This is a genomic window from Streptomyces sp. NPDC096132, assembly GCF_044763345.1.
GTDB lineage: Bacteria > Actinomycetota > Actinomycetes > Streptomycetales > Streptomycetaceae > Streptomyces.
This window is the reverse complement of the sequence record NZ_JBIWGA010000006.1, coordinates 262,755-275,474: the sequence shown is the minus strand read 5'-3', so window position 1 is coordinate 275,474 and position 12,720 is coordinate 262,755. Positions and strand designations below refer to the sequence as shown.

Genomic DNA, 12,720 nt, shown 5'->3' with positions numbered 1-12,720 from the left:
GAGCAAGCCCGCAGTGCCCGTACCGCCCTCCGACTCCCGCCCCCGCCCCTCCGCCGCCGACGGCCTCCCCGCGCACGCCCTGGCCCCGGAGATGTTCGACGCCGTCGCCCGCGCCCGGGGCGGCGCCGATGCCGTGGCGGCGCTGCGGCGCGGCCAGCTCAGCAAACGCATGCTCCTGACGGTGGCCGTACGCCGTTCGCTGCCCGCGGCCGCCGGCTTCGACGAGCCGTACCGCAGACTCACCCGGATGCACCGCGAGGACCCGGACCGCTGGGAGGAGACGATGCTCCACCCCTACCTGGACGAGGGCCTGGCCCGCGCACTCGCCGAGTGTGCCCACGGCGGCCGCCCCGCCCTGTCCTGGTTCGGCGAACTGGTCCACGGCGGACCCGCCGCGCTGTCCGGCCCGCATCTGCTGCGCACCGAGTGCGACGGCGCCGTGCTGCGCGTACGGCTGGCCGACCGCGGCCCCTTCCGCGACAGCCACGGTCACCCGCCGGCCGCCGCGCAGACCGCCGACGAGGTGCACCGCTGGCAGCGGGCGCTGGACGGCGCCTGGCGGATCCTGGTCCGCCGCCACCCCTGGCACGCCAAGGCCGTCGCCGCCTGTCTGACCACCCTGGTGCCGCTGCGACCCGCCCCCGGCGGCACCTCGGTGAGTTCGGCGGCCCGCCGGGCCTACGGCGCCGTCGCCCTCTCCCTGCCCGGCGATCCGGTGCTGTTCGCACTGACCCTGGTCCATGAGTTCCTGCACGTCCAGCTCGGCGCCCTGCTCGACCTGGTCCCGCTGCACGGCCCGGTGTCACCGGCCCGCTACCACGCCCCCTGGCGCCCCGACCCCCGCCCGCTGGACGCGCTCCTCCAGGGGACGTACGCCCATCTGGGCGTCTGCGACTTCTGGCACACCGAACGGACCGCCGCCGCACCCGATCTCCGGGCCGAGCGGGAGCACGCCACCTGGCACGGGCACACCCGGGGCGCCGTCGACACGCTCCTCGGCAGTGGTGAACTCCTTCCGGCCGGGCGGCGGTTCGCCGAGGAGATGGGGCGGGCCCTGGCGCGGCCGGAGGAAGAGCCGGGCAACCATGAGCGGCCCAGCGCTGTCTAGTCCTTCGGCGGCCGTGCGGCCGGGGGAGGAGCGGGGTGGTGACTTCCGTACGTGTCTGGGGGCCCGGTGTAGGGGCCGTGGTGGTGCTGGTGGCGACCGGGGCGTGGGCGCGGGGGACGACGACCGGTGCCGGGGTGGACGCCGGGCTGTGGGCGGACGTACGGCCCGCGATCGAGGCGCGGCTGCTGGCACAGTCCCAGGGGGACGGATACGGCGAGAGCGAGCCCGCCTTGAGGGCGAAGTGGTTCTGCGAGGCGTCGGCACTGGACCTGCGGGAGGACGACGGCCGGGTGCGGGCGGGGGTCGACACGTTGTGCGTGGAGTACGGGGTGCGCGAGGGCGCGTTGCTGGAGTGCGGTGGCTCGCACCATCCGCAGGTGATGCGGTTGGAGCGGGAGGGGGAGAGCGGGGGTTATCGCGTCGTGGCCCAGGAGGAGCCGCCGGACGGGGCCGGGTACGCGGACTGGGAGGAGAAGCACTTCAGCGTGTTCGCCGAGGCGCGGCTCGACGACGCGATGAGTGCCGCCGGGCTGGAGACGGCGGCCCGGGTGCACTTCGGGCTGGCCGCGGATGCGCCGGTGGGGGATTGCTGAGTGGGTTGTCAGTCGTTCGCCAACTCCGCCACCCCCGTGATCCTGTGCAGCGGATACGTCCTCACCTCGTCCGCCGTGTGGTCGTACGCCGTGACGAAGCCGCCCTCGACCCGTACGGGGGCGATGACGCGTTGGCTGGCGGTGCCCTCGGCGTTGACGTAGCCGATCCACAGGGCCTCGCCGGTGAGGACGGCGGCCTGCATGGTGGCGAGGGTCTCGGCGGAACTGGTGCGGGGGAGCTCGCCGGGGGCGAGCGGGGCCGTGGTGTTCGTCGGCTTGCGGGGGGCCGTCGACGCCAGATCGCCCGCCCGGATCGCGCGGATCGCCGCCGTCAGGAGCGTGCCGTCGGGGACCGGCGGGCCCTCCGGCACCGGCTCGGGGGCCGTGCGGGGCGGGGTGCGGTGGGCGTGGGCGCGGGTGATCAGGACATCGCCCTCGGCGGACTCGGCGGCGGGCGCGTAGCCCATCGCGCGCAGGCCCTCCAGGAGGGTGCCCGGGTCGGCCTGGGCGGCCAGCACGGTCGGTGCGAGCCGGCGCAGCCGCAGGGCAGCGGCCCGCTTGTCGGCGAGGATCTCGTTCAGGACGGTGTCGTCGTCGCAGCGGACGTACGCCGAGGCCGCGCCGACCCGCAGATGGCCGTGCTTCCTCGCCACGTCGTCGATCAGATAGGCGAGCGGCTGCGGCACCGGTGTACGCGAGTGCGCGGCGAGGAAGGCGTGCAGGTCGGAGGCGCTGCGGCCGGCGTCCAGGGCACGGCGTACGGAGCCCGGTGTGAAGCGGTAGACGGTCGCGCCGCCCTTGGACTCCACGTCGGCGAGGACACCCAGGACCTCGGCGAGCGGGCGCCGCAGCGGGCCGGGGGCCACCGCCGTCAGGTCCGCCTGGAGCAGCACGTGGTCCAGGGGCTCGGGCAGCAGCGGGGCCAGCAGACGGGCGGCGGCCGCGGCGGCCACGGCCCGCTCGGGCGGGGAGAGGGGGGCGAGCGGGGCGGCCGTACGGTGGTGGTGGACCGGCAGTTTGTCGCCGGGGCCCCGCGGTTCCGTGCGTCTGCTTCGGGCGGCCGGTGACACGCCGATCAGGGCGCGGCCCTGCGCCGACAGCGCGCCGCGCCCGGTCACGCCCAGCAGTTCGGCCTCGGTCAGGGTCCAGCGGGCGAGGCGGGACCGCAGATCGTCCTCGCCCTGAGGGGCCGGGCCGCTCTGCGGGCCGCGCAGCGGTCGCTCCCAGCGCAGCCGGGCCAGCACCGCCCCCGCCTCCGGCGCGGAGCCCTCCGGCAGACCGGCCAGCAGCGCCAGCACCCGGTGCCGTACCTCCGGCGCGGCCGACCGGTCCAGCCCGGGGCCGAGCGCCGACAACGCCCGCTCCTTCGCGTCCCGCCCGCCGACCACCCCGGACGTCCGCGTCGCCGCCAGCCATGCCTCGGCGAGCCGCACCCACCGCTCGGCGGGCGGACGCTCCAGCCACTCGTCGTAGGCCGGGGTCGCCGCGTACCGCTCGTCGGCCTCGCCGTCGGACGCGATCAGCCCGGCCGCGTAGGCCAGTTCCACCCAGAAGGCCGCGACCGGCTCCGGTACGTCGAGGGCGACGGCGGTCCGCTTCAGGTCCCGCACGCTCAGCCCGCCGGCCCGCAGCACCGCCGGCCCGCCCTCGTCCCAGTCCTTCAGCAGTTCCTCCACCGTCGCCAGCGCGGTGTACGCCTGTCCGGCCGCCGTCGTGTCCACAACCTGTGGAGGATGCGTGGCGGCCGGTTCCACGGCGGGCGGCAGCGGCTCGGGCGCACGGTGTGCGCGGCCCGCCCGCAGATGCAGGGCGACCTCGCGGGGCAGGACGACCGTGCCGGGTGTCGTCGGCAGCAGCAGCCCGCGGTCGAGCAGTCGGCGCAGCCGGGGGGCCGGGTCATGGGTGACCTGGCCGTACGGCGGGCCCCACACCAGTCGCTCCAGGACCTCCAGGGACTCGGGCGGGGCCTCGGAGAGCAGCTTCCTCATCCGCCTCCGGTGTGTGAACAGCGCGGTCAGCGCGTCGACGGCGGAGACGGAGTCGTGCGTGGAGGGCAGCCCCGCCGTCGCCACGATCTCCTGGATCCGCCCCGGCGACATCCCCGCCGTCGCCTCCCGCACACTCGGCCCCAGCCCCGTCGGGGACGGATGCTGCGGCGACGGCGCGAGCAGCTCACGGGCGGTGCGGACGAGCCGCAGACGGTCGTCGGCGCCCCAGACCAGGGCCTGCTCGCGCAGGGTTGCCAGGGCGGCGGGCAGCGCGGCCGACACGTCCGGGTCGCGCGCGTCCCCGGCCATCAGGCCGAGCAGTTCGTCGTACGACGCCGGGTCCGCCGCCACCGCCAGGGCCTCCGCCGTCTGCAGGGCGAAGCGGTCGAGGCGTTCCAGCGCGCGGACCACGGAGGCACGGGTGCCGGCGCGGGTGGCGAGCTGGGTGAGGTCGGTGGGGACCGGGGTGATGAGGTCGGGGCGGCTGCGCAGGAGGGTGGCCAGGGAGGCGTCGTCCCTGGCGCGGAGCGCTTCCGCGAGGGACCGGGGGGCCGGGTGGTCCTCGGTGCTCATCTTGCCCACGTTAGCGGGTTGCCTCCGGCGGTCGAGCCGACGTGGTGGGGGTGACCGTCCCTGGGGGCTGTGCCCCCAGGCCCCTCTTCGGCCCTGAAGTGCCGGCCTGGGCTGGATGGTCGTGCCTGCGCGATAGCGTCTCCCCCGTGGGGATCGAGAGCGACCAGGTCGTCTACGAGTATCTGAGCCGCGTCGGCGATGTCGCCCAGCAACGGCAGTTGTCGTCGGCCACGCGGATGCGGCTCGTGTCCGAGTTGCGCAACGAGATCGACCGGCGCCGGGCCAAGGCCGCCGTCGACTCGCCCGCCGCCGTCCGCCGGATCATCGACCGTCTCGGCAGCCCGGACGACGTCGTCACCGCGGCGGCCGACGGGGAGGGCGGTGCGCCGCGGGCACCGGCGCCCTCCGTGCCCGTACAGCGGGCCGACGAGGACCCGCCGCGGCCGAAGGGCCTGCGGCGGCGGGTGCCCCGGCCCCGCCCGGGCACACCCGCCGCCCCCTCGCCCCCGTCCGAATCCCCCTTCCCGTCCTCGGACGTGCCGTTGCCGCCGCCCCGGAGCGGGGGGCGTGCGCTCGGCGACGACGTGGACGTGCCCGAGTGGTGGCGGGAGTCGGATCCGTTCGGCGGCGGGGACGAAGTGCCCGGGTTCGTCGGCGGGGTCGAGATCCCGGACATGCTGAAGCCGCCGCGGCGCGAGAAGGAGGAGGAGCCCGAGGAGGAGCCGGCCGCGGAGGCGGAGGAACCGGCCGGTGACGCGGCGGCGGCCCCCGCCGGCCGGCGCCGGCTCCTGCCCTCCCTGCGTTCCGGCGGCGGCTGGAGCAACCCCCTGCTGCTGCTCGCCGCCGGTGCCCTCGTCGTCGGCGCGGTGCTCGGCAACCTGCTTGTGCTGCTGGCCGGGTGGGCCGTCGCGTACGTCTCGCGCCGGCTGACCGAGCGGGAGACCAAGCTGGCGGTCGTATGGCTGCCGGGGCTGTCCGTCGCGGCCGGGGTGGTGTGGCTGTGGGGGCGCGGCGAGGGCCGCTGGGGTGCGCCCATCGCCGAGGGCCACATGAACGACGCGATCGCCGAGACCTGGCCGTGGGTGGTCCGGGGCGCGGCCGTGGCGTCGGCGCTGTTCCTGGTCTGGCGGTCCCAGCGGCAGAAATAGGGCGGGTACACCGGACCGGCAGAATGGCCCCCATGACCGCCGCTCCCGCTCCCGCCCTCACCGTCGGCTTCGACCTCGACATGACCCTCATCGACTCCCGGCCCGGCATCCGCGCCTGCTGGGTGGAACTGTCCGCGCGGACGGGGACGTACGTCGACGCCGACCTGGTGGTCACACGGCTGGGGCCACCGCTGGAGGAGGAGATGGCGTACTGGTTCGCGGCGGAGGAGATCCCGGCCATGGCCGACCTCTACCGCGAGATCTACCCGGAGTACGCCGTCACCGGCACGCTCGCGATGCCCGGCGCGCGGGAGGCGATCACCGCCGTACAGGCGGCCGGCGGCCGCGTCATAGTCGTCACCGCCAAGTGGGAGCCCAACGCCAAGCTGCACATGCGGCACCTGGGCATGGCGCCCGACGCGGTGATCGGCAACCTGTGGGCCGAGCGGAAGGCGGAGGCCCTGCGCGAGCACGGTGCGTCCGTCTACGTCGGCGACCATGTCGGGGACGTACGCGGCGCACGCCTCGCGGAGGCGTTGTCCGTCGCCGTGGCCACGGGGCCGTGCAGCGCGGCGGAACTGACCGAGGCCGGGGCGGACGTCGTACTCGACGATCTGAACCAGTTCGGGGAGTGGTTCGCGGACTACGAGGGCTGACTTCCGGCCCGCGCCTGACGCCGCCCCGCCGCGGCCGACCGCAGCACACCCGCGCCCGCGACCAGGAACCCGACGCCCATGAGCATGCTCAGTCCGAACATGTACGTCGGAAAAGGCGTCGTACCGAAGAACAGCGGGGCGACCGTGACGAGGGTGGCCACGGCGCCGACGAAGAACACGATGGCGCCGGCACGGATCAGTCGGTCACCGGGAGCGGCGGAATTCGTTTGGGTTTTGTCACGCACCGGACCAGGGTAGTTCCCAGCGCGAAGGAACAACCCGGCGACGTCTTGTCACCCGCCCGAAGACCATTAGCCTTGGTACCGGCGGGTCATGGACGACCCGCCCGACTGCTATCAAGAGCCGTTCCAGAACTGATTTTTCCAGAAGCAAGTTTCCGACGAGTACGAGGACGAGGACAGACGTGCCTACCGGCAAGGTCAAGTGGTTCAACAGCGAGAAGGGCTTCGGCTTTCTCTCCCGCGACGACGGCGGTGACGTCTTCGTCCATTCCTCGGTCCTCCCCGCCGGAGTCGAGACACTGAAGCCGGGCCAGCGAGTGGAGTTCGGTGTCGTCGCCGGCCAGCGCGGCGACCAGGCACTCTCCGTCGTCCTCCTCGACCCGACCCCGTCGGTCGCCGCGGCCCAGCGCAAGAAGCCCGACGAACTGGCCTCCATCGTGCAGGACCTGACGACCCTCCTCGAGAACATCACGCCGATGCTCGAGAAGGGCCGCTACCCCGAGAAGGCCTCCGGCAAGAAGATCGCCGGCCTGCTGCGGGCGGTCGCCGACCAGTTGGACGTCTGACCGCTCAGGGGAACTCCAGCGCATCCGGTCCGAGGGGCGGGCATCAGCCCTTCGGCCGCCGTGTGTGTCAGCAACCCCCGTACGGCGGCGGCATCTTTTTCTGCCGTCCTTGCGCCGCTTCGCGGGCTGCGGGCGGCTGTGCCGACTCCGTCGGCGGCTGGCGTGGCCCGGTGGGTCAGGGGAAGGCGAGTGCTTCGGGTCCGAGGGCGGGCACCAGCCCTTCGGCCGCCGTGCGTGTCAGCAACCCCCGTACGGCGGCGTAGCCGTCCTCGCCCAGGTCCGCTGTGAACTCGTTGACGTACAGGCCGATGTGCTGGTCGGCGACGGACGGGTCCATCTCCTGGGCGTGTTCCATGACGTAGGGGCGGGAGACCTCGGGGGCGTCCCAGGCGGCGCGTACGGAGGTGCGGATCGAGTCGGCGAGCCGGGTGAGGGTCTCGGACCCCAGCGAGCGCTTGGCGATGATCGCGCCCAGGGGGATCGGCAGGCCGGTCGTGGATTCCCAGTGTTCGCCCATGTCGGCGAGCTTGTGCAGGCCGTAGTTCTGGTAGGTGAAGCGGGCCTCGTGGATGACGAGCCCCGCGTCGACCTTGCCGTCCCGCACGGCCGGCATGATCTCGTGGAACGGCATGACGACGATCTCGCCGACCCCGCCGGGCACGGTGTCCGCCGCCCAGAGCCGGAACAGCAGGTACGCCGTCGACCTCTCGGACGGGACCGCGACCGTCCGGCCGGTGAGGTCCAGCCCCGCTTCCTTCGTCAGCACCAGCGGGCCGCAGCCCCGGCCCAGCGCGCCCCCGCACGGCAGCAGCGCGTACTCGCCGAGGACGTACGGCAGCACGGCGTACGACACCTTCAGTACGTCGAACTCGCCGCGCTCGGCCATGCCGTTGGTGATGTCGATGTCCGCGAACGTCACGTCCAGGACCGGTGCGCCCGGGACGCGGCCGTGGGCGAGGGCGTCGAAGACGAAGGTGTCGTTGGGGCAGGGGGAGTACGCGATCCGCAGCGGCTGCTCACTGGTGGTCATGTCGGTTCCAACTCTCCAGGAAGGGTGCGAGCTTCCCGAAGGCCTCCGTCAGGGCCGCCAGGGCGTCGCCGATGCGCCAGGCGGCACGGTCACGGGGACCCACCGGGTTGGAGACCGCGCGGATCTCCAGGACGGCCGCGCTGTGCGCGTCGGCCGCCTCGGCGACCGCGAAGCCCTCCATGGCCTCCGCCAGGGCCCGGGGGTGGCGCTCGCGCAGGGTCGTGGCCCGGGCGGCGGTGCCGGTGACGGTGGAGACGGTCAGGATCGTGCCGAGGCCGGCCCCGGTGGCGGCCGCCGCGCCCCGGGTGAGGGACCTGGGCGGAAAATGGGTGACCCTGCCGAAGCCCAGCTCGGTGACCGGCAGGAAGCCGCCGGGACTGTCCGGGCTCTCCGCGCCCAGGTCGGCGACGGTGATCCGGTCGGCGACGACCAGGGAGCCGACGGGGGCCTCGGGCAGGAACCCGCCCCCGATGCCGGCCGAGACGACCAGGTGGTACGGCGTGTCCTGGAGCCTGGCGGCGGTCAGCGCGGCCGCGACGGACGCGGCGGCGAGCGCCGGGCCGACGCCCGCGGCGAGCAGGTCGAAGGTGTCGTCGACGCGATGCAGTTCCACACCGGGCCCGAACACCGGCCGGCCGGGCTGCGGGAACGCCCGTGCCACCGCGTCCCGCTCGGCGGGGACCGCGGTGGCCACGAGGATGCGGGCGGAGGACGTGACTAGTCGTCCTTCTCCAGCTTGAACGACCACAGACCGGTCGCGGTCTGGCTGTCCTTCTTGCCGTCGCCGGCCTTGATGGTGACCAGGGTCGAGTCGCCCTGGGCGCCGTACTGGGCGTTGAAGAACACGCTGCCCGGGATCGTGCGGTACGTCTTGTCGCTGTCCTCGGTGAGCGGCTGACCGTTCATCAGGATCGTCCAGCGCTTGTCCGCGATGTCGGGGTCGACACCGAAGCGGACGGTCTCGTCCGGGTCGACCTTGATGGACTTGATGTCCTTGTCGGCGAGGCACTTCGTCAGCGCGGCGGCGTTGAGGGTCTCGCCCTCGCCGCCGCAGGTGGCCTCGGAGCTGACCGAGGTGCGGCCGACGGTGAGCGTGGAGATCGGCGTCGGCTTGTCGCAGGCCGACAGGACGAGCAGTCCGGCGGAAACGGCGCCGGCGGCGGCGACGGCGCGGCGGCGTCGCACAGCGCTGTGCGCATCAGCGGCAATGCCGCGGGGCATCGAGGTCATGGGGCGAAGGCTATCGGGCACGTCCGGCGGTCTCTCTACGTGGGGGGCGGCGTGGCTGTGTGTTACGCCACGCGGGCTTTGGTGTGGCCGCCGTGGCGGGCCGAGCTCAGCAGGCCGCGGGCCGTGGTGACCCAGCCGAGCGCGAGGACCCCGGCGGCCACGCACAGGCCCGCCGTGCCGTTGAGCGGCATCACGATGCCGATCGCGCCGCCCAGCACCCAGGCCATCTGCAGCATGGTCTCCGAGCGCGCGAACGCCGAGGTGCGCACCAGCTCGGGCACGTCCCGCTGGATCAGCGCGTCCAGCGACAGCTTGGCCAGCGCCTGCGAGAACCCGGCGCACGCGGCCAGACACGCCACCAGGAACGCGCCGAAGAAGACCGCGGCCGTGATCGCCGCGCCCAGCACGAACGCCAGCACCGTCACGATGATGATCTCCGGCGCCCGGGACCGCAGCCAGGCCCCCACCGCCGTACCGAGCGCGTTGCCCGCGCCCGCCGCGACGACCACCATGCCCAGCGACACGGCCGCGCTGGACCCGGTCAGCGGATGCTCGCGCAGCAGGAAGGCGAGGAAGAAGGTCAGGAAGCCGGACAGCCAGCGCAGGGCCGCGTTGGCGCCGAGGGCGTGGGTGACGGCGATGCCGACGGTCCGCAGGCCGGGGCGCTTGACCGGCTGCCGGTGCGGGCCGTGCAGATGCTGCTCGTCCGCCGCGAGCAGCGCCACGTCCTCGCCCTTCGCCGAGTCCACCTTCGGCGGGAGCGAGAAGGACAGGAACATACCCGCCATGAAGATCACGAAGGCGCCGTAGAGCGGCCAGCGCTCCCCGATCGCCTGCAGCCCGGCCGCCACCGGAGCCGCCACCCCCGTGGCGAGGAGCCCGCCGAGGGTGACGCGCGAGTTGGCCTTCACCAGCGAGAAGCGGGGCGGGAGCAGGCGCGGGACCACGGCGCTCCGTACGACGCCGTACGCCTTCGACGCGACCAGCACGCCCAGCGCGGCCGGGTACAGCTGGATGCCGCCGGTGGCGACCGCCCCGGCGATGATCAGCGCGAGCAGGGCGCGGGCCAGCATCGCGCCGGCCATGGCGGCCCGGCGGCCGTGCGGGAGCTTGTCGAGGAGGGGGCCGATCACGGGGGCGAGGACGGTGAAGGGCGCCATGGTGATGGCGAGGTAGAGCGCGACGCGGCCGCGGGCCTCGTCGGTGGGCACGGAGAAGAAGACGGTGGAGGCGAGGGCGACCGTGATCATCACGTCCCCGGCGCCGTTCACGGCGTGCAGCTCGATCAGCTTGCCGAGGCCGGACTCCCCGGCGCCGTGCGCGTGCGTGGCCTTCCTGATGCCGCGGGCGGTGCCGGTGAACGGGAGGTGCAGGGCACGGCCGACCGCGCGGACGGACCCGCCCCGGCCCGAACCGCTGATCCGGCTCCTCCCCTTGAACCCCTTCGTCCCACCGGTCCCGGTGGCACCTTGGGGTGCTTTCGCGGCTGCCACTCCGTCATAGTGCCCCGAGAAAGGCGTGCGTAGTGCGGTTACCGCGCGGATGGAGGGGATCCGGTGACCGGATGGAGGCGGACCGGCGGGGAGAAACATCCCGTCGGTGTAGGCCGAGCGTCCGGGAACAGGTAGCGTGCGTAGCGCGCCGTGGCGATTGTTCTCGGCCGCGCGCCTCCCGGACATCCCGCAGAATGGATGACAGCAGGTGCGCCCGAGCGCGATCGGGCGCGGACGTCGACGCGGTCCCCTGGTCCGCTCCGTCCGCACCCGCAGCCTTCAGGCCGGCGCACCCGAGAGACGGCGTAGGAGAGAAGCGATACCTGTGAGCGCAGCGACCACGCGAAGCCGCACCCCCGACCGCCTGTGCGCCGAGGCCGTCGACCTCGCCCGCGCCGCAGCCGAGGAGGCCGCCGCGCCCGGCGTGGTCGGCGAGCACGTAGGCCTGCTCTCCGAGGGTGACCGGGTCGTCACGCACTTCTTCGAGTGCAAGGAACTGGGCTACCGGGGCTGGCGCTGGGCGGCCACGGTGGCGCGGGCCTCCCGCGCGAAGATCGTGACCCTGGACGAGGTGGTGCTCCTGCCCGGCCCGGACGCGGTCCTGGCCCCCGAGTGGGTCCCCTGGAGCGAGCGGCTGCGCCCCGGCGACATGGGCCCGGGCGACCTGCTCCCCACCGACGCCGAGGACCTGCGCCTGGAGCCCGGCTGGTCGGGCGAGGAGGAGCCGCCGCCGAACTCCCCCGTCTCGCACGAGATGGCGGAACTGGTGGAGGCGGAGGACGCGGAGGTGACGGCGGCCCCGCCGGCCGCCCTGCCCACGGCTCCGACGCGCGGCTCGATCTCGGCGCTCGCGGAGGAGCTGGGCCTGCGCCGCGCCCGGGTCCTCTCCCGGTACGGCCTGCACACCGCCGCCGACCGCTGGGAGGAGTCCTACGGGGCCAAGACCCCCATGGCCCAGGCGGCACCCGCGACCTGCGTCAGCTGCGGCTTCCTCCAGCACATCGGCGGCTCCCTCGGCCAGGCCTTCGGCGTCTGCGCCAACGAGTTCTCCCCGGCGGACGGCCGGGTGGTGTCGCTGGCGTACGGCTGCGGCGGCCACTCGGAGGCGGCGGTCATGCCGAAGACCCCGCAGCCGGCTCCGCCGGTGATCGACGAGACGAGGGTGGACCCCTTCCCGCTGCGCCCGGCGGCGGACTCGGGCTCGGTACCGCCCGTCTCCGACGAGGCGGCGGCGGAACTGGGACACTCGTAGGCGGTTCTCGGCCACGGCTGCACGGGGCGCGCGTCCCTGAGGGCTGCGCCCCCGGCCCCCGGACTTTGCTCCCGGCCCCGGCCGTCCGGGGGTTCGCGCCTGGACCCTGGCCTTCCGGGGGTTCGCGCCTGGACCCTGGCCTCCGGGGCTTCGCCCGCAGCCCCCGGTCCTCCGGGGGCTTTGCGCCCAGCCCCCAGTCCCGCCGGGGCTTCGCCCGCAGCCCCCGGTCCTCCGGGGGCTTTGCGCCCAGCCCCCAGTCCCGCCGGGGCTTCGCCCGCAGCCCCCGGTCCTCCGGGGGCTTTGCGCCCAGCCCCCAGTCCCGCCGGGGCTTTGCGCCCAGCCCCCGGTCCCGCCGCTTTGCGCCCAGCCCCCGGTCCCGCCGGGGCTTTGCGCCCAGCCCCCGGTCCCGCCGGGGCTTTGCGCCCAGCCCCCGGTCCCGCCGGGGCTTTGCGCCCAGCCCCCGGTCCCGCCGGGGCTTTGCGCCCAGCCCCCGGTCCCGCCGCTTTGCGCCCAGCCCCCGGTCCCGCCGGGGCTTTGCGCCCAGCCCCCGGTCCCGCCGGGGCTTTGCCCCCAGCCCCCGGCCTCCGGGGCTTCGCGCCTGGCCCCCGGCCTTCCGGGGCTTCGCCCGCAGCCCCCGGTCCTCCGGGGGCTTTGCCCCCAGACCCCGGCCCGGCCGGGGCTTTGCCCCCAGACCCCGGCCCGGCCGGGGCTTTGCGCCCGGGCCCTGGCCCGGCCGGGGCTTTGCCCCCAGCCCCCGGCCTCCGGGGCTTCGCGCCTGGCCCCCGGCCTTCCGGGGCTTCGCCCGCAGCCCCCGGTCCTCCGGGGGCTTTGCCCCCAGACC

Annotated in this window: 12 protein-coding genes; 6 read left to right on the top strand and 6 right to left on the bottom strand. The window is 74.7% G+C overall.

Annotation, left to right across the window (positions count from 1 at the left end; genetic code table 11):
* Positions 1-13 precede the first annotated feature (13 nt).
* Complete coding sequence (locus ACIRF9_RS16930) at positions 14-1,108, top strand: aKG-HExxH-type peptide beta-hydroxylase (RefSeq protein WP_403821939.1); 1,095 nt, start codon at positions 14-16, stop codon at positions 1,106-1,108.
* 38 nt (positions 1,109-1,146) lie between these two features.
* The gene (locus ACIRF9_RS16925) at positions 1,147-1,701 is read left to right on the top strand and encodes a hypothetical protein (RefSeq protein ID WP_403821936.1); all 555 of its coding nucleotides are present in this window, start codon (positions 1,147-1,149) and stop codon (positions 1,699-1,701) included.
* Positions 1,702-1,709: 8 nt separating this feature from the next.
* Here the strand turns inward: ACIRF9_RS16925 and ACIRF9_RS16920 are convergent, their stop codons facing one another.
* A complete protein-coding gene (locus tag ACIRF9_RS16920; protein ID WP_403821933.1) occupies positions 1,710-4,262 on the bottom strand; it encodes a helicase-associated domain-containing protein in 2,553 nt (850 codons plus the stop codon).
* A gap of 146 nt (positions 4,263-4,408) precedes the next feature.
* On the opposite strand from ACIRF9_RS16920, the gene ACIRF9_RS16915 reads away from it, so the two are divergent.
* On the top strand, positions 4,409-5,410 hold the full coding sequence (locus ACIRF9_RS16915) for a hypothetical protein (RefSeq protein WP_403821930.1): 1,002 nt from the start codon (positions 4,409-4,411) through the stop codon (positions 5,408-5,410).
* Positions 5,411-5,442: 32 nt separating this feature from the next.
* Complete coding sequence (locus tag ACIRF9_RS16910) at positions 5,443-6,066, top strand: HAD family hydrolase (protein WP_403821927.1); 624 nt, start codon at positions 5,443-5,445, stop codon at positions 6,064-6,066.
* Here the strand turns inward: ACIRF9_RS16910 and ACIRF9_RS16905 are convergent.
* Complete coding sequence (locus ACIRF9_RS16905; RefSeq protein WP_403821924.1) at positions 6,054-6,311, bottom strand: hypothetical protein; 258 nt, start codon at positions 6,309-6,311, stop codon at positions 6,054-6,056. The genes ACIRF9_RS16910 and ACIRF9_RS16905 overlap by 13 nt on opposite strands.
* A 179-nt stretch (positions 6,312-6,490) precedes the next feature.
* Here ACIRF9_RS16905 and ACIRF9_RS16900 point away from each other — a divergent pair, with 179 nt between their 5' ends.
* Complete coding sequence (locus ACIRF9_RS16900; RefSeq protein ID WP_385069837.1) at positions 6,491-6,874, top strand: cold-shock protein; 384 nt, start codon at positions 6,491-6,493, stop codon at positions 6,872-6,874.
* Positions 6,875-7,049: 175 nt separating this feature from the next.
* Here the strand turns inward: ACIRF9_RS16900 and ACIRF9_RS16895 are convergent, their stop codons facing one another.
* The 4 genes from ACIRF9_RS16895 to ACIRF9_RS16880 all read right to left on the bottom strand — a co-directional run bounded on the left by ACIRF9_RS16895 (position 7,050) and on the right by ACIRF9_RS16880 (position 10,627).
* On the bottom strand, positions 7,050-7,904 hold the full coding sequence (locus ACIRF9_RS16895) for a 1,4-dihydroxy-6-naphthoate synthase (protein WP_403821921.1): 855 nt from the start codon (positions 7,902-7,904) through the stop codon (positions 7,050-7,052).
* Complete coding sequence (locus ACIRF9_RS16890; protein ID WP_403821918.1) at positions 7,891-8,598, bottom strand: futalosine hydrolase; 708 nt, start codon at positions 8,596-8,598, stop codon at positions 7,891-7,893. The genes ACIRF9_RS16895 and ACIRF9_RS16890 overlap by 14 nt, the downstream gene beginning before the upstream one ends.
* A gap of 23 nt (positions 8,599-8,621) precedes the next feature.
* On the bottom strand, positions 8,622-9,134 hold the full coding sequence (locus ACIRF9_RS16885) for a DUF2771 domain-containing protein (RefSeq protein ID WP_403821915.1): 513 nt from the start codon (positions 9,132-9,134) through the stop codon (positions 8,622-8,624).
* 62 nt (positions 9,135-9,196) lie between these two features.
* Positions 9,197-10,627, bottom strand: coding sequence for an MFS transporter (locus ACIRF9_RS16880; RefSeq protein ID WP_403821912.1), 1,431 nt, complete (start codon positions 10,625-10,627; stop codon positions 9,197-9,199).
* A gap of 325 nt (positions 10,628-10,952) precedes the next feature.
* Between ACIRF9_RS16880 and ACIRF9_RS16875 the strand changes: the two genes are divergently transcribed.
* A complete protein-coding gene (locus tag ACIRF9_RS16875) occupies positions 10,953-11,879 on the top strand; it encodes a DUF3027 domain-containing protein (protein ID WP_403821909.1) in 927 nt (308 codons plus the stop codon).
* Positions 11,880-12,720: the final 841 nt, after the last annotated feature.

Bases quoted from the DNA above. Each gene is read 5' to 3' on its own strand.
- ACIRF9_RS16895 (WP_403821921.1), bottom strand. From the start codon at position 7,904: ATGACCACCAGTGAGCAGCCGCTGCGGATCGCGTACTCCCCCTGCCCC.
- ACIRF9_RS16920 (WP_403821933.1), bottom strand. From the start codon at position 4,262: ATGAGCACCGAGGACCACCCGGCCCCCCGGTCCCTCGCGGAAGCGCTC.
- ACIRF9_RS16885 (WP_403821915.1), bottom strand. From the start codon at position 9,134: ATGACCTCGATGCCCCGCGGCATTGCCGCTGATGCGCACAGCGCTGTG.
- ACIRF9_RS16910 (WP_403821927.1), top strand. From the start codon at position 5,443: ATGACCGCCGCTCCCGCTCCCGCCCTCACCGTCGGCTTCGACCTCGAC.